General features: G+C 71.1%; 17 protein-coding genes. 6 read left to right on the top strand and 11 right to left on the bottom strand.

Annotation, left to right across the window (positions count from 1 at the left end; translation table 11 throughout):
• Positions 1–82 precede the first annotated feature (82 nt).
• Complete coding sequence (locus AB0P41_RS22055; RefSeq protein ID WP_365933645.1) at positions 83–1756, top strand: sodium:solute symporter family protein; 1674 nt, start codon at positions 83–85, stop codon at positions 1754–1756.
• A gap of 15 nt (positions 1757–1771) precedes the next feature.
• Positions 1772–2059, top strand: coding sequence for a hypothetical protein (locus AB0P41_RS22060; RefSeq protein WP_356709694.1), 288 nt, complete (start codon positions 1772–1774; stop codon positions 2057–2059).
• Between the two features lie 35 nt (positions 2060–2094).
• Here the strand turns inward: AB0P41_RS22060 and AB0P41_RS22065 are convergent, their stop codons facing one another.
• The 4 genes from AB0P41_RS22065 to AB0P41_RS22080 form a co-directional block, all read right to left on the bottom strand.
• The gene (locus tag AB0P41_RS22065) at positions 2095–2790 is read right to left on the bottom strand and encodes a LuxR C-terminal-related transcriptional regulator (RefSeq protein WP_356710081.1); all 696 of its coding nucleotides are present in this window, start codon (positions 2788–2790) and stop codon (positions 2095–2097) included.
• A 245-nt stretch (positions 2791–3035) separates the two neighbouring features.
• Entirely contained in the window at positions 3036–4913 is a 1878-nt protein-coding gene (locus AB0P41_RS22070) for a PQQ-binding-like beta-propeller repeat protein (RefSeq protein WP_365933647.1), read from the bottom strand.
• A gap of 58 nt (positions 4914–4971) precedes the next feature.
• Positions 4972–6822, bottom strand: coding sequence for a PQQ-binding-like beta-propeller repeat protein (locus AB0P41_RS22075; RefSeq protein ID WP_365933649.1), 1851 nt, complete (start codon positions 6820–6822; stop codon positions 4972–4974).
• A 389-nt stretch (positions 6823–7211) separates the two neighbouring features.
• Positions 7212–9029, bottom strand: coding sequence for an ABC-F family ATP-binding cassette domain-containing protein (locus AB0P41_RS22080; RefSeq protein WP_365933650.1), 1818 nt, complete (start codon positions 9027–9029; stop codon positions 7212–7214).
• Positions 9030–9176: 147 nt separating this feature from the next.
• On the opposite strand from AB0P41_RS22080, the gene AB0P41_RS22085 reads away from it, so the two are divergent.
• A complete protein-coding gene (locus AB0P41_RS22085; RefSeq protein WP_365933652.1) occupies positions 9177–9815 on the top strand; it encodes a lipoprotein in 639 nt (212 codons plus the stop codon).
• A 56-nt stretch (positions 9816–9871) separates the two neighbouring features.
• Here AB0P41_RS22085 and AB0P41_RS22090 read toward each other — a convergent pair whose 3' ends face one another.
• The 6 genes from AB0P41_RS22090 to rsmI form a co-directional block, all read right to left on the bottom strand.
• Entirely contained in the window at positions 9872–10777 is a 906-nt protein-coding gene (locus AB0P41_RS22090; protein WP_365933654.1) for a 4-(cytidine 5'-diphospho)-2-C-methyl-D-erythritol kinase, read from the bottom strand.
• Positions 10774–11646 (bottom strand): 16S rRNA (adenine(1518)-N(6)/adenine(1519)-N(6))-dimethyltransferase RsmA, encoded by an 873-nt coding sequence (gene rsmA, locus AB0P41_RS22095; RefSeq protein WP_356709706.1) that lies wholly within the window; start codon positions 11644–11646, stop codon positions 10774–10776. The genes AB0P41_RS22090 and rsmA overlap by 4 nt, the downstream gene beginning before the upstream one ends.
• 9 nt (positions 11647–11655) lie before the next feature.
• A complete protein-coding gene (locus AB0P41_RS22100) occupies positions 11656–12231 on the bottom strand; it encodes a ubiquitin-like domain-containing protein (RefSeq protein WP_365933656.1) in 576 nt (191 codons plus the stop codon).
• A 128-nt stretch (positions 12232–12359) separates the two neighbouring features.
• The gene (locus tag AB0P41_RS22105; RefSeq protein ID WP_356709708.1) at positions 12360–13226 is read right to left on the bottom strand and encodes a TatD family hydrolase; all 867 of its coding nucleotides are present in this window, start codon (positions 13224–13226) and stop codon (positions 12360–12362) included.
• Between the two features lie 32 nt (positions 13227–13258).
• The gene (locus AB0P41_RS22110; RefSeq protein WP_365933658.1) at positions 13259–13642 is read right to left on the bottom strand and encodes a hypothetical protein; all 384 of its coding nucleotides are present in this window, start codon (positions 13640–13642) and stop codon (positions 13259–13261) included.
• A gap of 172 nt (positions 13643–13814) precedes the next feature.
• Positions 13815–14711 (bottom strand): 16S rRNA (cytidine(1402)-2'-O)-methyltransferase, encoded by an 897-nt coding sequence (rsmI, locus tag AB0P41_RS22115; RefSeq protein WP_365933659.1) that lies wholly within the window; start codon positions 14709–14711, stop codon positions 13815–13817.
• A gap of 53 nt (positions 14712–14764) precedes the next feature.
• Here rsmI and AB0P41_RS22120 point away from each other — a divergent pair, with 53 nt between their 5' ends.
• Both AB0P41_RS22120 and AB0P41_RS22125 read left to right on the top strand, forming a co-directional pair.
• Positions 14765–16531 (top strand): phospholipid carrier-dependent glycosyltransferase, encoded by a 1767-nt coding sequence (locus AB0P41_RS22120; RefSeq protein WP_365933661.1) that lies wholly within the window; start codon positions 14765–14767, stop codon positions 16529–16531.
• A 121-nt stretch (positions 16532–16652) separates the two neighbouring features.
• Positions 16653–17816, top strand: coding sequence for a TetR/AcrR family transcriptional regulator (locus AB0P41_RS22125; protein WP_365933664.1), 1164 nt, complete (start codon positions 16653–16655; stop codon positions 17814–17816).
• Between the two features lie 57 nt (positions 17817–17873).
• On the opposite strand, the gene AB0P41_RS22130 is transcribed toward AB0P41_RS22125, so the two are convergent.
• Positions 17874–19082, bottom strand: coding sequence for an oxygenase MpaB family protein (locus AB0P41_RS22130; RefSeq protein ID WP_356709717.1), 1209 nt, complete (start codon positions 19080–19082; stop codon positions 17874–17876).
• A gap of 335 nt (positions 19083–19417) precedes the next feature.
• On the opposite strand from AB0P41_RS22130, the gene AB0P41_RS22135 reads away from it, so the two are divergent.
• On the top strand, positions 19418–21052 hold the full coding sequence (locus AB0P41_RS22135) for a penicillin-binding transpeptidase domain-containing protein (protein ID WP_365933667.1): 1635 nt from the start codon (positions 19418–19420) through the stop codon (positions 21050–21052).
• Positions 21053–21082: the final 30 nt, after the last annotated feature.

Raw genomic sequence — 21082 nt, forward strand, 5'->3', positions numbered from 1 at the left:
CGTCATGTGACCTGTTCATTTTCTGAACACATAGGCGTAGGTTCCGACGGGTTCAGTTCGCGCAACGAAGCGAGTACCCCCCATGCAATATCTGGCCGAAGGGCTCCGGCTCCCCACGAACGGGCTCGATTACACAATTCTGGCGATCTACTTCGTCGTGGTGCTCGGCATCGGCTTCGCCGCCCGGGCCAGTGTGAAGACGAGCCTCGACTTCTTCCTGTCCGGACGGTCCCTGCCCGCGTGGGTGACCGGCCTGGCCTTCGTCGCGGCGAATCTCGGGGCGACCGAGATCCTCGGCATGGCGGCGACCGGCGCGCAGTACGGCGTCGCGGTCGTCCACTGGTACTGGATCGGCGCCATCCCCGCCATGGTCTTCCTCGGCCTGGTGATGATGCCCTTCTACTACCGGTCGAAGGTCCGCTCCGTACCGGAGTTCCTGCTCCAGCGCTTCGACAGGTCCGCGCACCTGCTGAGCTCCGTGCTCTTCGCCTTCGCGGCGATCCTGATCGCGGGCGTGAACCTCTACGCCCTGTCGATCGTCGTGGAGGCCCTGCTGGGCTGGGACCGCTGGGTCGCGATCGTCGTGGCCGGCGTGTTCGTGCTGCTGTACATCACCATCGGCGGTCTCTCGTCCGCGATCTACAACGAGGTGCTGCAGTTCTTCGTCATCCTCGCGGCGCTGATCCCGATCACCCTGCTGGGCCTGAAGCGTGTCGGCGGCTGGGACGGGCTCAGCGGATCGCTGGAGAAGGAACACGGCACGGACTTCATGTCCGCCTGGGGCGGTACCGGCATCGGTGACGCCAACCCGCTCGGCGCCAACTGGCTGACGATCATCCTCGGCCTCGGCTTCGTGCTCGGCTTCGGCTACTGGACGACCAACTTCGCCGAGGTCCAGCGCGCCCTGTCCGCGAAGAACCTCTCCGCCGCGAAGCGCACCCCGCTGATCGCCGCGTTCCCGAAGATGTTCATCGTGTTCCTGGTGATGATCCCGGGCCTGGTCGCGGCGGTCGTCGTGCCCAGCATCGGCGCCGGGGGCAAGAACGACCCGAGCTACAACGACGCCATTCCGCTGCTGATGCGGGAACTGCTGCCCAACGGTGTGCTCGGCATCGCGGTGACCGGCCTGCTCGCCGCGTTCATGGCCGGCATGGCGGCCAACGTCTCCTCGTTCAACACGGTGTTCACCACGGACATCTGGGCGCGGTACGTGAAGAAGGACCAGTCCGACGCCTACTACCTGCGCTTCGGCCGGCTGATCACGGCGATCGGTGTGCTGGCGTCCATAGGCACGGCGTTCATCGCAGCCAGCTTCTCCAACATCATGACGTACCTGCAGACCCTGTTCTCGTTCTTCAACGTTCCGATGTTCGTCGTCTTCATCATCGGCATGTTCTGGAAGCGCGCCTCGATGAAGTCGGGTGTCTGGGGCCTCGCCGCGGGCACCACGGCCGCGATGGTCAACTACTTCGTCATCTACAAGCAGGGCATCATCGACATCCCGACCGACCAGGGCGCCAACTTCGTCTCCGCGATCGTCGGGTTCGTCGCGGGCGCGGTCGTCATGGTCGTCGTCACCCTCTTCACGGCCCCCAAGCCGGCGGCCGAACTGGCCGGTCTGGTCTACGGGACGGAGTCCCCGGACACCGACGAGGCGCCCGGCGACGGCGACGACGCCTGGTACCGCAAGCCCGCCCTGCTCGGCTGGGGCGCGGTCGTACTCGCCGCCGCCTGCTACCTGCCCTACTCGCTCTGATCGGAGGCACTCACCATGTCCGACCTGCACAAGGAAGTCTCCGAGCTGGAGCGCAAGTCCGCGACCGCGGCCCGGCTCTTCGACATCCGGCGGATCATCGGCGGTCTCTTCGTGGTCTACGGAGTGATCGTCACCATCGCCGGCATCAACCCGTCCGACGCCGACCTGAAGAAGGCCGAGGGCGTCCACATCAACCTGTGGACCGGCCTCGCCATGCTGGCGCTCGGGCTCTTCTTCCTGATCTGGATGAAGCTGCGCCCGGCCCAGGTGCCCGACGAGGCCCCCGGCACACCGGAGAGCTGACCCCGGCACCCCGCGGGGGCCGGACGATCACGCGTTCACGCGAGGCCGTCCGGCCCCTGCGGCGTTCCCGCCGCGGCCCGGTCGAGCAGCCCCGTACGGGCCGCGAGCGCGGCGGCCTCCAGCCGGGACCCGACACCGAGCTTCATCAGCACCCGCTGCACATGGGTCCGCGCGGTACTCGGAGCGATCCCCATACCGGCCGCGATCAGCCGGGTGTCCTCCCCCTCGGCCACCCGCACCAGCACCTCGATCTCGCGCGGGGTCAGCATCCGCAGCAGCCGCTGGCCCTCGTCGTCCGGCTGCGCCGCCGGGTGCAGCAGCTCCGCGAAGGCGCCCCGCAGCAGCTGGGGTGCGACCGCCACCTCGCCCGCCCGGGCCTTGATCATGGCGCGCTCGACGCCCTCTATCCGCTCGTCGTGCCGGACGTAACCGGCCGCTCCCGCCGCGAAGGCCGCGGCGATCCCCCGCGGGCTCGGCACCGGGCCCAGCACCACCACGGCCACCTGCGGACGCTCCCGTCCGATGCGTACGATCGGGTCGAAGGCCCCGGGTTCGGCGGGCGCCGCCGTACCGAACAGGCAGACCTCCGGCGCCCTGCTGACCACCAGGTCGGCGGCCCCGGACGTCGGAGCGGCTGCCGCGAGCACGCGGTGTCCTCGCAGTTTCAGTGCCGAGGCGAGTGCCTCGGCGAGCAGTCGGTGGTCGTCGACCACCATGAGCCGCACGCCCATCGGAAAAGCCCCCATGTGTGCAGCGCACTACCGCTGCGTAACCCTGAACAGGCCCCCCGGCCCCTCTGACCCGGCAAGTTACACGCTTGTTCGACGCCGCGCGCCCTCTACCGGGCAGAAGCCCCCCGGAATGCCGAATTCTGCGTCGTTCAGGATCGCTTCGCCGTCGGAAAACGACCGGCCCTGCCGGTCGGGTGATCAACCGGCAGGGCCGTTGCCGCCGGCCCGCGAACGGGCCGGGCGCGTCAGTTGGTGCTGAAGGAGACGACGAGGTACTGCTTGTCGTCCAGCGAGCTGGACTTGCTGGGCTCACTGACCATCTGCTCGGAGATGAACAGCCGGCCCTTCTCGTAGTGGAACTCGGCGTAGTCGACGGAGAAGCTCGTCTCCGCGTCGCGGACCGACTTCTCGTCCGGGTTGACCATCAGCACGGTCTGCTCGAAGGTCGAGCCGTTGATGGAGACGATCTGGCCGCCCTTGTCGTAGGGGGGCTCCTTGTACGCGATGACGTTGGAGCCGTCCATGCGCAGCGGGGTCAGCGAATAGCGGTCACCCGCGTCCGCCCTGCCGCCGACGAGCTTTCCGGTGGTGAGGTCGAAGGCGACGATCTCGTTGGTCTCGCCGTACTCGCCGCCGCCCTCGTGCCTCTCGGTCGGCACGTAGAGCTTGTTGTTGCCGACGGCCAGGGCGGTGCACTCCTCGACCTCGGTGGAGCCGCAGTCCCCCGCGTACTTGTCGGCGTCGGCGGAGATCCGGACGATGAGCTTGCCGGTGGCCGCGTCGATGGAGAAGAAGTCCGAGATGCTGCTGCCGTCGCCGGCGGTGTCGCCGACGTCGGCCGCGACGACGAGCGGCTTGGTGGAGACGATGCTCGCGTACTCGACGCCGGCCGGCATGTTGTACGAGGAGAGCGGTGCGCCCGTGGCCGGGTTCAGGGCCTGGATGGTCAGCTGCGGTTCGTCGTAACTGCCGCACTTGCGGACCACGGCGAGGGCCTCGCCGCCGCCGTAGCCCATGTCGTAGCAGTTGTTGGTGTCGGCCTTCGGCTTCCAGAGCTCGGCGCCGTTCGCCAGGTTGAAGGCGGCGCCGCCGCTGGTGCCGCCCGCGGCGACCGTGGACCCGCTGAGCGTGACCTCGTTGAACCTGACGGCGTCGTCACCGCTGGACGCGGAGGTGACGGACTTGCTCCACATCAGCTTGCCGGTGGCCAGGTCGAGCGCGCCGATCTGGGTGCAGGAGGGGTACTTGTCCGCGGCGCTCGGCTTGCCCTCCTCGAAGGCGATGGCCGTCCTGTAGTCCTTGCTCATGTGCCGGGACGCGGCGCAGAGCTGACCGGTCAGCGGGATCGTCCAGAGCTTGGTGCCCTTGGCGAGGTCGTAGCCGACGACCTCGTACACGCCCGTCTTCACGTACACCTTGTCGGTCACCCAGGAGCCGGCGACGTTCGTGGTGTCGGTGACCTTCGGGTGCGGGAGCTGGAAGCCGACCTTGGACTTGGTGTCGGCCGGGGCCTTCTCGGTGCCGCCGGCGAGGCCGCCGTCCTTGCCCTCGCCGCCCTTGCCCTCGCCGCCGTCCTTGCCTTCGGTTCCGGCCGAGGCGACGTCGTCCTTGCCGCTGTCGTCACTGCCGCTGGAGGCGTAGAAGATCCCGCCACCGACGATGAGGACGATGGCCACGGCCGCCGCGACGATGATCTGCATCTGGGTGGTGAACTTCTTGCCGCCGCCCGGCTGGGGTGCGACGTACTGCGGCTGCATCGGGGCGGTCGGGTAGCCGTATCCCTGTTGCGGGGGCATGCCGGGCTGTCCGGGCGGGGGCCCCTGCGGGAAGCCGTAGCCGGGCTGGGCCGGCGGCTGGCCGGGGGGCGGCGCCTGCGGGTAGCCGTACGCTGGATTCGGCGGCGGCTGCTGCCCGGGCGGGGGCGGCGGCGGGCTGCCGTAGCCGCCGGCGGGCGGGGTGGGCGGGCTGCCGTAACCACCGGCGGGCGGAGTGGGCGGCGCGGACGGGGGCTGCTTGCCGAACGGGTCGGCGGGCGGCGGGGTGGGCGCCCCGAATCCGCCGGGCGGCGGGTCCTGCGGGGCACCGAACCCGCCCTGGGGCGGTTCGTCGGTCGGCTGCGTCATGGCGTGCGTACCTCTGCGGGGTCTGAGAAGGAAGGGCTGGGGCTGCCGTCGTCGGCCGTCACTTGCCGAAGGCCATGATGGTCGTCTCGCCCTCCGAGTCGTCGTTGCCGCTGACACGGTCGCTGACGACGAAGGAACGGCCGCCCGCGTAGACGGTCTTGGAGGAGTAGAAGTTCTCGATCTGCGCGGTCGAGTCCAGGTGCTGGAGCAGCACCTTCGGCGCGCCTCCGGTGGGTGCGATCGTCGCGATCGCCCCGCCCTCCTCGTACGAGGGCTCCACGTAGACGAGGACGTCACCGCCCTCCATGCGGAGCGGCTTCATGGTGCGCTCGGCGGGGGCGGGGGCCTTCCACTTGATCTTGCCGGTGTTCAGGTCGAACGCGACGACCTTGTTGGTACGGGCGGCGCCGCTGGTGTCGTCCCCGGTCATCATGTAGAAGGTGTTGGCGTCGGCAGCCAGGCCGCCACAGCCTTCGAGCGTGTCGGCGAAGTCGATGAGGCCGCCACCGCACTCGACGCTGATCTTGTCCTCGTCGTCACCGGCCAGCTGGGAGCGGAGGGTTCCGTTCTCCTTGAGCGCGACGATGCCCCACTTCTTCTCCTCCTGCTGCCGCAGCGAGACGACCAGAGGGCTCACCGAGTAGACCTTGTCGACCTCCCAGCCACGCTTGACCTGGTACGTCCACTTGGCCTTGCCGGTGGTCGCGTCGAGCTCCTGGACCTGCTGCTGCGGGTTCTCCACGTCGCCGGTGCTGCAGTTGAGCGCGGCGATCAGCTTGGGTCCACCGGCGAACGAGTACGGCTTGCAGTTGCCCGACGGGTTGCCGAACAGTTCCTTGCCGTCGCTGACCCGGTAGGCGCTGGAGTAGCTCGTACGGCCGACGGTCACGGTGTCACCGCTGATCGCGAGCCCGATGTTGGACAGCAGGTCCCAGATGCCCTTCTTCGTGACCGTCTTCTTCCATCCGGCCTTGCCGGTGTTGAGGTCGATCATCTGGAGTACGGAGCAGTCGGCCTTGTCCGTGGTGCCGCTCATCACGCCGACGACGATCTTGCCGTCCGCGGTGGCCGTCGCGGGTGCCGCGCAGATGTCCGCGGGCAGCGGGAGGCTCCACTTCTGCTTGCCGTCGCCCACCGAAAGGCCGACGACCGAGCGGTACATTCCCTTGACGAGGGTGTCCCCGACGATCCACGGGCCGTACACGTCCGCGCCGTTGCGCGGCAGGTCGATGTCGTTCGCGGTGGTCCAGAGGACCTTCGCCTCGCCGTCCTTGCGGCCGGCGTTCAGGTCGTCGTTCGCCTCACGCCCGTCGCCCTTGCCGTCGCCCTGGTCGACGTCGGTCGAGCCGCTCGGGGCCGGGGCGCCGCTGCTGGTCTTCGCCACGGGCTTCTTCTCGTCGTCGCCACCGCTCGTGGCCAGGAAGACACCGCCGCCGACGACGAGGAGCGCGGCGAGCGCCGCACCGATGATGACGGCGGGCTTGCCCTTGAAGGGACTGCCGCCGGAGCCGCCGGGCGTGGGCGCGGGAGCGCCGGGGTACTGCTGCTGCGGGTAGCCGTAACCGGGCTGCTGACCGTACGGGCCCGGCTGCTGCGCGTACGGGCCGGAGGAGGCGCCGTAGGGTCCGGGCTGCTGGGCGTACGGGCCGGGTGCCTGGGCGTAGGGGCCGGGTGCCTGACCGGGTGCCTGCGGGTAGCCGTGGCCGGGCTGCGCCCCGGGTGCCTGCGGGTAGCCGTAGCCGGGCTGCGCGGGCGGGGGCGTCTGCGGTGCCCCCGGCGGCGGGGTCTGCGGCGGTGCGGGCGGCATCTGCGGCGGGGCTGCCGGTGGCGGCGGCTGAGGAGTGCCCTGCGGATCCTGCGGAGCCCCGAAGCCCCCCTGCGGCGGTTGCTGGCTGGGCGGCTGGGTCATCAGCACGTCCCCCTTCGTGCGGTCCGGTGCCCGGTCCGGTCTCCCCCGCGATTCCGCTGGGCTCAGAGGATCAGATGCGAGAAATCTCTGAATTCCCCCCGGAAAGGAGCGAATCGGGCATGGCTTCCGCGGCGTTACGACAGTCGAGCGGGGCTTCTTTGTACCACCCGCACCACGCCCGGCACCGGATCGGTCCATCCCCTGTTCCCAAGGGAGAACCGGGTCGTGATGCCGCCGTTACGCGCCCGCCGCGCCGGCCGCGTCACGCATTCCCCGACGCTCCGTCAACTGCGCGCAGGAGGTGACACTTTCACCGGATTCGACGCCGCCGACCGTGTCGGCCGGCCCGGATGCGCTCTCCGGGCCGGCCGGGCACCTCAGGCGTTCTCTCAGGCGTCCTCGGCCAGTTCCAGCCAGCGCATCTCCAGGACGTCCCGCTCCGCGACCAGTTCACGCAGTTCGGCGTCGAGCGCGGCGACCTTCTCGAAGTCGGTGGCGTTGTCGGCGATCTGCGCGTGCAGCGTCGTCTCCCTGGTCGACATCTTGTCGAGCTGCCGCTCGACCTTCTGGAGCTCCTTCTTCGCGGCACGCGCGGCCTGCGGCGAGACGGCCTCGGCCGGCGCGGCCTTGGGCGCCGACGCCCCGGCGGCGGACGCGGGTGTCGCCGTCTCCTCCATGCGCTGCCTGCGCTCGATGTACTCGTCGATGCCGCGCGGCAGCATCCGCAGCGCGCGGTCGCCGAGGAGCGCCATCACCTTGTCCGTGGTCCGCTCGATGAAGAACCGGTCGTGGGAGATCACGATCATCGACCCGGGCCAGCCGTCGAGGAGGTCCTCCAGCTGGGTGAGCGTCTCGATGTCCAGGTCGTTGGTGGGCTCGTCGAGGAAGAGGACGTTGGGCTCGTCCATCAGCAGCCGCAGGATCTGCAGTCGCCGCCGCTCGCCGCCGGACAGGTCTCCGACGGGCGTCCACTGCTTCTCCTTGGCGAAGCCGAACTGCTCGCAGAGCTGGCCGGCCGTCATCTCGCGGCCCTTGCCGAGGTCGACCCGGTCGCGCACCTGCTGGACGGCTTCGAGCACGCGCAGCTTCGGGTCGAGCTCGGCGACCTCCTGGGAGAGGTAGGCGAGCTTGACGGTCTTGCCGACGACGACCTTCCCGGCCGCGGGCTGTACGTCGCCCTGGCTGCGGGCCGCCTCCGCGAGCGCCCGCAGCAGCGAGGTCTTGCCCGCGCCGTTCACGCCGACCAGGCCGATGCGGTCACCGGGGCCGAGCTGCCAGGTGAGGTGGGTGAGCAGCGTCTTGGGTCCGGCCTGGACGGTCACGTCCTCCAGGTCGAAGACGGTCTTGCCGAGGCGGGCGTTGGCGAACTTCATCAGCTCGCTGGTGTCACGCGGCGGCGGCACGTCGGCGATCAGCTCGTTGGCGGCCTCGATGCGGTAGCGCGGCTTGGACGTACGGGCGGGGGCGCCGCGTCGCAGCCAGGCCAGCTCCTTGCGCATCAGGTTCTGCCGCTTGGACTCCTCGGTCGCGGCGATCCGCTCCCGCTCGGCCCGTGCGAAGACGTAGTCGCTGTACCCGCCCTCGTACTCGTGGACGGCTCCCCGCTGGACGTCCCACATGCGGGTGCAGACCTGGTCCAGGAACCACCGGTCGTGGGTGACGCAGACGAGCGCGGAACGCCGGGTGCGCAGGTGTCCGGCGAGCCAGGAGATGCCCTCGACGTCGAGGTGGTTGGTGGGCTCGTCGAGGACGACCAGGTCCTGTTCGGCGATGAGCAGCTTCGCCAGCGCGATGCGGCGCCGCTCGCCGCCGGAGAGCGGGGCGATGACGGTGTCCAGGCCGTGTTCGAAGCCGGGGAGCGCGAGGCCGCCGAAAAGCCCGGTCAGGACGTCGCGGATCTTGGCGCTGCCGGCCCACTCGTGGTCCTCGAGATCGCCGATCACCTCGTGCCGGATGGTGGCCGCGGGGTCCAGCGAGTCGTGCTGGGTGAGGACACCGAGGCGGAGCCCGCCGTTGTGGGTGACCCGGCCGGTGTCCGCCTCCTCGAGCTTGGCGAGCATCCGGATGAGCGTCGTCTTGCCGTCGCCGTTGCGGCCGACGACGCCGATCCGGTCGCCCTCGGACACCCCGAGGGATACACCGTCGAGCAGGGCACGGGTGCCGTACACCTTGCTGACCTGCTCGACATTGACCAGATTGACGGCCATTTCACTCCTGCCTCGGGGGTCCTCGCGTCGGGGACCGCTCGACGTCCCAGAGTAGTCGCCGCGCGGGGTGCGATAGCGTGCGGCGATCGATCATGGGGAGTAACCCCAGGTCGGAGCGGTTCGGAACATCTCTGGGGTGGGGACTTCATGATGCGTGGCGCGGGGCGGGCCCTGGTTTCGGCGGTCGTGGTGACGGCGGCGGTGGCGGGTTGTTCGTCGTCGCCGGGCGGCGGTGACACGGGGAAGAACGGGGACCACGTCCCCGCGGAGGCCGCGGGGAGCACCGCTGCGGCGAAGGGCGCCACGCTGGGCGCCCCCGGCTCGGCCTGCGAGCTGCCGGTGACGTTCGCCCTGGCGGCGGAGTGGAAGCCGGAGGCGGTGGAGGTGGACCCGGACTCCGAGCTCGCGGAACTGGGACAGCAGGGCTCGGTGACGATGGTCTGCGAGATCGACGCGAAGCCTGCGGGGAACATCGGCTACCTCAGGGTGTGGCAGGGCAAACCGTCCGACGACGCCCCCCGCGCGGTGCTGGAGGCCTTCGTGACGGCCGATCCGAACGCGGGCAAGGCCACGTACACCGATTTCCGTGCGGGCTCACTGGCCGGGACCGAGGTCGGCTACACCGTGGACGGCGAGCTGCTGGACGAGCCGAAGACCGAGCGCGCCTTCGCCGTCGCGACACCGGACGGCCCGGTCGTGGTGCACCTGGGCGGGCTGGACTCCCAGGAGCACGGGGAGATGCTCCCGGCGTACGAGCTGGCGAAGAGGACTCTGGAGCTGGGCTGACAGGGCGTACGGCCCCGAATGAAGCTCGTACGGCACGAGGTCTCGTGCCGCTACCACTACGGTCGCTGAACCGTCGCGCCCGCCGCCGGGGACGCGGCCACGCGGGCGTCGCGGCAGGTGCCGGACGCCAGCAGTGCGTCGGCCACCTTCCGCGCGGACTCCTCGTCGGCGGTGAGGAACGCGGTGGTCGGCCCGGATCCCGAGACCAGTGCGGCCAGGGCGCCGGCGGCGGTGCCCGCCGCGAGGGTGTCGGCCAGCGAGGGGCGCAGGGAGAGGGCGGCGGCCTGGAGGTCGTTGCCGAGGGCGCCCGCGAGTGCGGTGGTGTCCCCCTTGCGCAGGGCGGCCAGGAGCGCGGGGGAGGCGGCCGGCTCCGGCACGTCGGTGCCGGCGGTGAGCCGGTCGAACTCGCCGTAGACCGCGGGGGTGGAGAGTCCGCCGTCGGCGACGGCGAAGACCCAGTGGAAGCTTCCGCCGACCTCGACGGGCGTCAGCTGCTCACCGCGTCCGACGCCGAGTGCCGCCCCGCCGACCAGGCTGAACGGCACGTCGCTGCCGAGCTCGGCGCAGATCGCCAGGAGCTCCTCCTGGGTGGCGCCCGTGCCCCAGAGCGCGTCGCAGGCCAGCAGGGCGGCGGCGCCGTCGGCGCTGCCGCCCGCCATGCCGCCGGCGACGGGGATGTCCTTGGCGATGTGGATGTGCACATCGGGGGCGATGCCGTGCCGGGCGCCCAGCGCGATCGCGGCGCGGGCCGCGAGGTTCGTGGCGTCCAGCGGGACCCGGCCGGCGTCCGGGCCTGAGCAGGTGACGCGCAGGGTGTCGGCGGGGGTGACGGTGACCTCGTCGTAGAGGCCGACGGCGAGGAACACGTTGGCCAGGTCGTGGAAGCCGTCGGGACGGGGGGCGCCCACGGCGAGCTGCGCGTTGACCTTGGCGGGTACGCGGACGGTGACGCTGCGGCTCATGCGGAGGGCTCCGGCTTGTTCTCGGCGATGGCGGCGAACTCCTCGACGGTCAGCGCCTCGCCGCGGGCCTGCGGCGAGATCCCCGCGGCGGTCAGGGCGGCCTCGGCGGCCGGCGCGGAGCCCGCCCAGCCCGCCAGTGCCGCGCGCAGCGTCTTGCGGCGCTGGGCGAAGGCGGCGTCCACGACGGCGAAGACCTCGGTCCTGCTCGCTGTGGTACGGATCGGTTCCGTGCGGCGGACCAGGGACACCAGGCCCGAGTCGACGTTGGGCGCGGGCCAGAACACGGTGCGGCCGATCGACCCGGCGCGCTTGACGTCGGCGTACCAGTTGGCCTTGACCGACGGCACACCGTAGACCTTGTTGCCGGGCCGGGCGGCCAGCCGGTCGGCGACCTCGGCCTGCACCATCACGAGCGTCCGCTCGATGGTGGGGAAGCGCTCCAGCATGGTGAGCAGGACCGGCACCGCGACGTTGTACGGCAGGTTGGCGACGAGCGCGGTCGGCGCGGGGCCGGGCAGCTCCTTGACCAGCATCGCGTCCGAGTGGACCAGGGCGAAGCGGTCGGTGCGCTCGGGCAGCCGTGCGGCGACCGTGGCCGGCAGGGCGCCCGCGAGCACGTCGTCGATCTCCACGGCGACGACCCGGTCGGCCGCCTCCAGCAGGGCCAGGGTCAGCGAACCCAGACCGGGCCCGACCTCGACCACCACGTCGTCGGGCCGCACCTCGGCGGTCCGTACGATCCTGCGGACCGTGTTGGCGTCGATGACGAAGTTCTGGCCGCGCTGCTTGGTGGGGCGTACGCCCAGCGCTGCGGCCAGCTCGCGGATGTCTGCGGGGCCCAGGAGGGCGTCGGGCTCTGTGGTGCTCACCCGTTAAGCCTACGGCCGCAGCCAGGAGGCGCCGCCCGGCACCGGGCCGAACCCGCGTGCCTCCCGGAGGACGACGACCTCGTCGCCGTTGTCCAGGGCCGTGGCGGGGGCGGGGGCGACGGTGTCGCGGGCGCCGACCGTGACGCCTTCGGCCTCCAGGAGCTCCCCCACGTCGTCCGCGAAGGTGTGCAGGGTGCGTGATGTCCCGTCGACGTCGACGCGGACGGCCTTGTCCTGGGCGAGGAACCCGGCGGTGCCGCCCGCCAGGACGGCGACGACCAGGGCGCGGGGGACGATCCGCCGCAGGGCTTCCGGTGCGCCGGCGCCCGCGGCACGCCGGTGGCGCCGGGCCGCCCGGTGTCCGCCGGTCTCCCCCCGCGGGGCCGGATGACGGGGCACCAGCGGGGTGTCCAGCACGGTCGGGTCGTGGACCGGCAGGGGGCCGGGCCGGAGCCCGGCGACGATCGTCCGCTCCTCGTGGAGGGAGCGCGCCGGCGCCGGGGGCGGGGCGGGGGGCCTGGCCGGGGCCTGCCTCGTACGCCGACTGCCGCGCGCCGCGCGGTGACTGCCCTGTGAATGGCCCACGACGCTCCAGACGTTCGGCCTGCCGTCCCCGTTGCGCGGGCACGATAGCGGACCCCGCGTAACCGTACAAAGCCGTACGATTACCCTACGTGCCGCCCGGAGCGTGCGGCAGTCCTCGGAAACAGCCCTCAGAAGTCGAACGCGCGCGCGGTGTTGTCGTAGACGGCGGCGGCCAGGGTGTCCTCGTCGGTGCCCCTCACCTCGGCCATGGCACGGAGCGTGACCGGAATCAGATAGGGCGCGTTGGGCCGTCCGCGGTACGGCGCCGGGGTGAGGAAGGGGGCGTCCGTCTCGACGAGCACGAGCTCGGCGGGGGCGACGGCCAGCGCGTCGCGGAGCGGCTGCGCGTTCTTGAAGGTGACGTTGCCCGCGAAGGACATGAAGTAGCCGGCCGCCGCGCAGATCCGGGCCATGTCGGCGTCCCCGGAGTAGCAGTGGAAGACGGTCCGCTCCGGCGCCCCGGCGTCGGCGAGGATCCGCAGCACGTCCGCGTGGGCCTCGCGGTCGTGGATGACCAGGGCCTTGCCGTGCCGCTTGGCGATCTCGATGTGGGCGCGGAAGGACTCCTCCTGTGCGGCCACGCCCTCGGGACCCGTACGGAAGTGGTCCAGGCCGGTCTCGCCGACCGCGCGTACGTGGGCGAGGGCTGCCAGCGCGTCGATCTCGGCCAGCGCCTCGTCGAGGGCCGCCTTCCCGCCCGGCTCCCTGACCCCCTGCCGTGCGGAGCCCTCCGGGTCCCCGTGCACGATGCGCGGGGCCTCGTTGGGGTGCAGCGCGACGGAGGCGTGCACGGAAGGGTGTGCGGCGGCGGTCTCGGCTGCCCAGTGGGAGCCCTTCACGTCGCAGCCGACCTGGACGACGGTGGTGACGTTGACCGCCGCGGCCCGGGCCAGCCCCTCCTCGACGGTTCCGTCCTGCATGTCGAGGTGGGTGTGCGAATCTGCGACCGGGACCCTGAGGGGTTCGGGGAGCGGCGGGGCTTCGGTACGGCTCATGCCCCCGACTCTACGAGGGCCTGAGCTCTCTCTCACCGCCGGTGGAAGGGGCGGAGCAGATCGGACAGCTGCCAGTGGTGCGATCCGGAGCCGGCCGCCGGGGCTGCGGTGGCCACTGACATCTCCGCGGGGGCCTCCTGGCGCCCGGCCGTGGTCTGCGGGGGCCTGAGCAGCTGCTGGACGGTGGAGACCCGGCCGGCGCGCATGATCCGCACCACGTGGCCGCCGCAGTTCGCGCAGGCCGGGGTGGACAGCGGCGACGGCACGCGCTCCCCGTCCGCCTTGTACACCACGAACGCGTTGCCCGAGCCGTCGACGTGGTGCTCTATCTCGTAGGCCTGTTCCCAGCCGTGCCCGCACCTCATGCACGCGAAGGCGTACGCCTCGTGCGCGGTGCCTGCTGCGATCTCACTCATGCCTGCTCCTCTTGTCCGGTGGACAAGCACTCCGGACAAGCACTCCGGATGGTGCGTTCCACCCTCAAGTGGACGCCTTCGCCGACGGCGGTGCACCAGGTCTGCCGAGTGTTGGAACGCTTTTGGCCGTTTCGTGGCCGAACGGCCCGGTACGCGGCTCAGGCTTTACCTTTCAGATTAGTCCTTTGCCCTGCTCCTGGCCGGGCCGAGCCGCGTTCTTTGCCGCGACCACCGCATCGAACACCTCGCGCTTGGGCAGCCCCGCCTCGGCGGCGACCGCGGCGATGGCCTCCTTGCGCCGCTCCCCCGCCTCCTCGCGCACCTGCACCCTGCGCACCAGCTCGGCGGCGTCCAGTCCCTCGACACCGGAGTCCGTGGCGCCCTCGACCACGACGGTGATCTCGCCGCGCACCCCCTCGGCGGCCCAGACCGCCAGCTCGCCCAGCGGCCCGCGCTTCACTTCCTCGTACGTCTTGGTCAGCTCCCGGCACACGGCGGCCCTGCGGTCCGCCCCGAACGCCTCGGCCATCGCGGCCAGCGTGTCGTCCAGCCGGTGCGGGGCCTCGAAGAAGACCATCGTGCGGCGCTCGTCCGCGACCTCGCGCAGCTTCCCCAGCCGCTCGCCGGCCTTGCGCGGCAGGAAGCCCTCGAAGCAGAAGCGGTCCACCGGCAGCCCGGACAGCGCGAGCGCGGTCAGCACGGCCGACGGACCCGGTACGGCGGTGACCTTGATGTCCTGTTCCACGGCGGCGGCGACGAGCCGGTAGCCGGGGTCGGAGACGGACGGCATCCCGGCGTCCGTGACCAGCAGGACACGCGCGCCGCCGGCGAGGGCCTCGACGAGTTCGGGCGTGCGCGCCGACTCGTTGCCCTCGAAGTAGGACACGACACGCCCCGTCGTGCGGATACCGAGCGCCTGAGTGAGCCGGCGCAGCCGCCGGGTGTCCTCGGCGGCCACGACATCGGCCGTCTCCAGCTCGGCGGCAAGCCGTGGCGGGGCGTCCGCCACGTCGCCGATGGGGGTCCCTGCGAGTACGAGCGTTCCAGTCGTTCCAGTCACATCGGCCATCCTCCCAGCACGGGCGGCACCCCACGCACAGATGCGTTCCCTACGATGGCGCGGTGACGAGTACTGCGCCCGAGGCCCAGCAGGGCAACGACGCCGGGGATCACACCGGCGACCAGCCGCCTTCCTGGCAGCAGCGGCTGCGCCGCTTCGGCCATTCCCCACGGCCGGAGACGGGGCTGCGCGAGCGCCTCGACCCGCCCTACGCCCGCCCCGGCCGCCAGTTCTGGAAGGTGCTCGCCGTGCCGCCGGTCCTCGCCGGCCACCTGGTGCGCTGGTCCGCCTGGGGCGGGCCGCTGCTGGTCGCCCTGGTCGCCGGGGTGCTCCGGTTCTGGAACCTGGGCAGCCCGAAGGCGGTGATATTCGACGAGACGTACTACGCCAAGGACGCCTGGGCACTGGTCAACCAGGGCTACGAGGGTTCCTGGCCCAAGGACGTCGACAAGCTGATCCTGCGGGACCCGTCCTCGGTGGACATCCCGGTGGACCCGGGTTACGTCGTCCATCCGCCGGTCGGGAAGTGGATCATCGGGTTCGGCGAGCAGATGTTCGGGTTCACCCCGTTCGGCTGGCGCTTCATGGTGGCGCTGCTCGGCACCCTCTCGGTCCTGATGCTGTGCCGCATCGGCCGCCGGCTGTTCCGCTCGACGTTCCTGGGCTGCCTGGCGGGCACCCTGCTGGCCGTGGACGGGCTGCACTTCGTGATGAGCCGCACCGCGCTGCTCGACCTGGTGCTGATGTTCTTCGTGCTGGCGGCCTTCGGCTGCCTGCTCATCGACCGCGACCGGTCCCGCCGCAAGCTGGCCTCGGCGCTCCCGGTGGACGAGGACGGGGTCCTGCGGCCGGACGCCCACATCGCCGAATCGCTCCGCCTCGGATGGCGCCCGTGGCGGATCATGGCCGGCCTGATGCTCGGTCTGGCCTTCGCCACGAAGTGGAACGGGCTCTACATCCTGGCCGCGTTCGGCGTGATGGCGGTGCTCTGGGACGTCGGCGCGCGGCGCACGGCGGGCGCCGTGCAGCCGTACAAGGCCGTCGTCCTGCGGGACCTGCTGCCGGCGTTCGTCTCCACGGTGCCGGTCGCGATCGGCACGTACCTCGTCTCGTGGACCGGCTGGATCGTCACGGACAAGGGGTACTACCGCAACTGGGCGGCCACCGAGGGCAAGGGCGGCAGCTGGACATGGCTGCCGGACTGGCTGCGCAGCCTCTGGCACTACGAGAACCAGGTCTACGACTTCCATGTCGGCCTGACCTCCGGCCACACCTACCAGTCCAATCCGTGGAGCTGGATCGTGCTGGGCCGCCCCGTCTCGTACTTCTACGAGGAGAAGACGGGCTGCCTGGAGTCCACCAGCGGCAAGTGCGCCCGCGAGGTCCTGGCTCTTGGCACCCCGCTGCTCTGGTGGGCGGCGTGCGTGGCGCTGCTGTACGTGCTGTGGCGCTGGGCCTTCCGCCGGGACTGGCGGGCCGGCGCGATCGCGTGCGGGGTGGCGGCGGGCTGGGTGCCCTGGTTCTTCTACCAGGAGCGGACGATCTTCCTCTTCTACGCGGTCGTGTTCGTGCCGTTCCTGTGTCTGGCGGTCACGATGATGATCGGCGCACTCCTGGGCCCTGCGGCCGGCACGGGCACCCGGCACCGTCTCGGCATGGACACCGCCGATCCCACGGGTGAGCGCAGACGGACCCTGGGCGCGATCGCGGCGGGCGTCCTGGTGCTGCTGATCGTCTGGAACTTCATCTACTTCTGGCCGATCTACACGGGCACGTCGATCCCGGAGGACGCCTGGCGCGACCGGATGTGGCTGGACACCTGGGTGTAGCGGGGAAGTTGCGGGGTGCGGGCCAGGGTCCCGCAGCGCGCACCGAGGGAGCCCCGGTCCCCCGTGTGCGCGTGTGATTGACTCCTGGCATGGCCCTGTATCCGCTTCCGCCGGTGCGGCCGTGACCGATCCGGCCGCGGCCACCCGGCCCCGCAACCGCAGGCAGCTCATCGTCGAGGCGGCCGGCCGGGTATTCAGCGAGCACGGGTACCACGCGGCGTCCATGGAGAAGATCGCGGCCGGCGTGGGTATCACCGCGGCGGCCCTGTACCGGCACTTCCCGAACAAGTACGCGCTGTTCGCCGAGTGCGCCGACGTCACGGCGGAGCGGCTCGTCGCGGCGCTCGACGAGGTGCCGTCCGGGGCCCCCTTGGCGGAGGTCGTCGACGCCGTCACCCGCGTCACCGTCGCCCATCGCGCGTCGGGCGGGGTGTACCGGTGGGAGGCCAGGTACCTCGGGGCCGAGGACCGCCGGCGTCTCATGACGAAGTTCGGGCACGTCGTCGGGCGGGTCGACGAGGCGGTGCGGTGCGCGTACCCGCTGCCCGGCGGGCGCCTGCGGGCCATGGCGGCTCTCGGGGCGATCGCGTCCATCACGATGCATCACACCTCGATCGCCCAGCGCCGGGCCGAGGACCTGCTGTCGGCGTCCGCGCTGCGTGTCGCCGCGACCGACACCGCGAAGGCCCGCAGGAGCGGCGCGCACCCCGTCGAGCTGCCCGCCCGGACGGTGCCGCGCACGCGCCGTGCGGAGATCCTCGCGGCCGCCGTCCCGCTGTTCGCACGGGACGGCTTCGCCAGCGTCACGAACGGGCAGATCGCGGAGGCGGTGGGGCTGGCGCCGTCGGCGCTCTACCGTCACTACGACGGCAAGGTCGGCATCCTGGCGGCCGCGTGCCTCCAGGCGGCGGGACTTCTGGCCCAGGGTGTGGAGCAGAGCCTGCACGGGGTCGCCGGCCCGCACGACGCGGTGGCCGCGCTGGCGGCGACGTACGTGGCCTACAGCTTCGAATACACGGCGCTCAACAGCGTCGCCGAGGCCGAACTCGTCGGCCTGCCGGGAGAGCTGCGACGGTCGTTGGTCCTCGCACAGCGTGAACACATCGCCGTCTGGGAGCAGCAGTTGCGGCTCGCCCGTCCGGAGCTGGACCCTCGCCAGGCCCGGGTGCTGGTGCACGCGGGGTTCGGGGTGGCGGTCGAGGCCGGACGCGCACTGCGGTGGCGGGACGGCCAGGACCGCCGTGACGCCGTGACCGCGCTGGTCGTGGCGGCCCTGGGCGTCTGAGGGGGCATCGGTGGGCGCTCCCGGGCGCCCACCGATGTCCCCCGGGGCGGGGGCGGTTCAGCTCGTCGGCCTGTTCCCGGTCGGGATCGTGATCGGGGTGGTGGTCCCCGATCCGCCCTTGTTGAGGAACAGCATGGCCAGGGCGCGCACGAACTGGTCGAGCATGTAGAAGGCGCCGGGCATGACCGGTGACAGCCCCTCGCGGAACAGGATGAAGGCCGGCCACGCGGTGCGGACCAGGGCCGCCGCCGCGTAGTCGCGCGGGAGTTTCAGCCAGTCGCCGACCTCGTTGCTCAGGGCGTAGCGCACGAACTCGTTCAGGAAGCCGCGCGTCACACCGAGGTCGATCTCCGCGGTCAGGCCGAGCAGCACCTCCGCCAGGTCGAGGCCCTCGGGCGTCGGGGCGAGGATCGGGGTGAGCACCTGTGCCGACTGCGCTTCCGCGGCCGCCCAGGTCTTCGGGATGTACTCGGTCGGCACCCCGAGCAGGTAGATGGCGACCTGCCAGGAGTGCAGGAACGCCTCCTCGTCCGCGGCCGACATCGGGATCTTCCAGTCACGCATCTTCCTGTGCACGTAGGTGCCCAGGCTGTGGAAGGTGACCAGGATGTCGGCGACGCTGATCGGGATGGTCTGGTCGGCGCCGTTCTTCCAGTGCGGCGACTGCGGAAGCAGATGACGTACCGCTCCGTGGACCAGCCGTGTCTTGTTGGCGGTGACGATGAACTGCCCCGACGGCTCGAAGGCGCGCAGCTCGGACAGGTCGTAGCCGAAGGTGAACGTCTTGGCCGCGCGGTCCTTCATGTCGGCGCCGCCGAAGGACCAGTAGACGCTTCTGGCCTCCCGCGGGATCACGGTGCTCATGATTCCGCTGCCGAGGCCGTAGAGCATGAACAGGTAGGTGTCCTTGCGCCGGTTGAAGTCGGCGGCGCGGGTCAGCTTCGCGGTGTCGGCCCAGGGGGGCAGCTTGTTGAAGGTCCGCAGATGCGCGGTGAGGGCGGCCGGCAGTCCGCTGGGGAGCGGATCACCGTTGTTCACCCACTTCTCCATCGCGGTGTTGACCGAGGGGATCTGGCCGCTCTCGAGCAGCGACGCCATGAGGGGGTCCGTCGCGCTGTCCCAGACGTACTCCGGATCGGCTCCCGAGCCGGTTCCGGCCAGTGAGTCCGCCGAGGTCCACGCCCATGCCTTGGCGGGGGCCGCCACCCCCACGAGGCCGAGCGCGGCACCGAGGGACAGGATGCTTCGCCTGTTGAGATCGTGCATTTACTTACCCACTTCCCTGCTGGACCAGACGGCGCTGGACGCCTTTTCTGGCTTGCGAGTTACGCTGCCGCCATGTTCGGGATAGTGCCGAGTAATGTGATTCTTGATTAACATAGCGAGGCGCGCCACCGTCGGCAATGCTCGTGACCGACCCCGTGCGGACGAGCCTCGGCGACGAGCGTCCCCACCGAGGTCAGGGCGTCGGAGGGAGGCGTCCGGGGGCATCCCGGTCCGGTAACAACTCCCTCCGGGTTCACCCCCGTCCCGTAAAGTGCCGAGTGAGCGGCCTTCTTGAACATGTTCAAGAAGGCATCCTGGGGAGGGGGACTGCACAGATGCGCAGTGGAGCGAAGGTCGCCGTGATAGGCGGAGTGTTCGTACTGGTGGCCGGAGGACTCGGCTACGGCGTGTACGAGGTCGTGCTCGGAGGGGACGGGTCCGGGGGCATGGGGACCGCCTCCGAGTCCTCCGAGGTGAAGACGGGGCCGCCGGGCAAGGAGGAGATCGAGGAGACCGCCAAGGGCTTCCTCGACGCATGGGCGTCGGGTGACGCGTCGGCCGCCGCCCTGCTCACCAACAACGAGTCCGCCGCCGAGCCGTTGCTGGCCGGTTACGCCGACGAGGCCCACGTCACGAAGGCGGTGATCACGCCGGGTGCCGCCGTCGGCACGAAGGTGCCGTACACGGTCAAGGCGACCGTCTCCTACGAGGGGAAGACCAAGCCCTGGTCGTACTCCTCCGAGCTGACCGTGGTGCGCGGCCTGACCACCGGGAAGGCGCTCGTCGACTGGGAGCCCACGGTGATCCATCCGCAGCTGACCGAGGGGGCGTCGCTGACGACCGGCGAGTCCTCCTCGGCGGCGATCGAGGCCGTCGACCACAACGGCAAGGTGCTCGACAAGGAGACGTACCCGTCGCTCGGGCCGATCCTGGACTCCCTGCGCGAGAAGTACGGCGACAAGGCGGGCGGTTCACCGGGGATCGAGACCTGGATCGAGCCCGCCGACGAGCAGCTGCCGGACACCACGCTGCTGACGCTCGCCAAAGGGAAGCCCGGCAAGCTGCAGACGACGCTCGACGCGGACGCCCAGGCGGCGGCGGAGAAGGCGGTCAAGCAGTTCAGCGGAGCGTCGGTGGTCGCCGTGAAGCCGTCCACGGGCTCCATCCGCGCCGTCGCCAACAACCCGGCGACCGGCTTCAACGCGGCGATGCAGGGCAAGCAGGCGCCCGGCTCCACACTGAAGATCATGACCGCCGCGATGCTCCTGGAGAAGGGCCTGGTCACGGCAGGCGGCGCGGCGGAGTGCCCCAAGGACGTGCTGTACCAGGGCCGCTCCTTCCACAACCTGGACAACTTCACCCTGCCCGCCTCCAGCAGCTTCACCACGAGCTTCGCCCGCTCGTGCAACACCGCCTTCATCAAGAAGATCGATGACACCAAGGACGACGCCGCGCTCGCCAAGGAGGCCCGGGACGTCTTCGGGATAGGCCTGAACTGGCAGACCGGCGTGGTCTCCTACGACGGCAGCGTGCCCGAGGAGACCGGCGGTGAGGCGGCGGCGCAGTACATAGGCCAGGGCACCGTCCAGATGAACGCGCTCAACATCGCGTCCATCACGGCGACCGCCCGCACAGGAACGTTCCACCAGCCCGTGATCGTCCCGCAGTCCCTGGACGACCGTCAGCTCGCCACCGCGTCCCGTTCGCTCTCGCAGAACGTCACCGGTCAGCTGAACGACATGATGCGGGCCACCGCCTCCTGGGGCACCGGCAAGGAGGCCATGGCATCGGTCGGCGGCGACAAGGGTGCCAAGACGGGCTCCGCCGAGGTCGACGGGCAGGGTACGTCCAACAGCTGGTTCACCGGCTTCAGCGACGACCTCGCGGCGGCGGCGGTCGTCCAGTCCGGCGGCCACGGCGGCGACGCGGCCGGCCCGGTGGTGGCGGCGGTGCTGCGCGCGGGGTCCTGAACCGGCGGATCCCCGGGGGCGCTGACCGCG

This window comes from Streptomyces sp. NPDC079167, from assembly GCF_040686735.1.
In the GTDB taxonomy this organism is placed as follows: domain Bacteria; phylum Actinomycetota; class Actinomycetes; order Streptomycetales; family Streptomycetaceae; genus Streptomyces.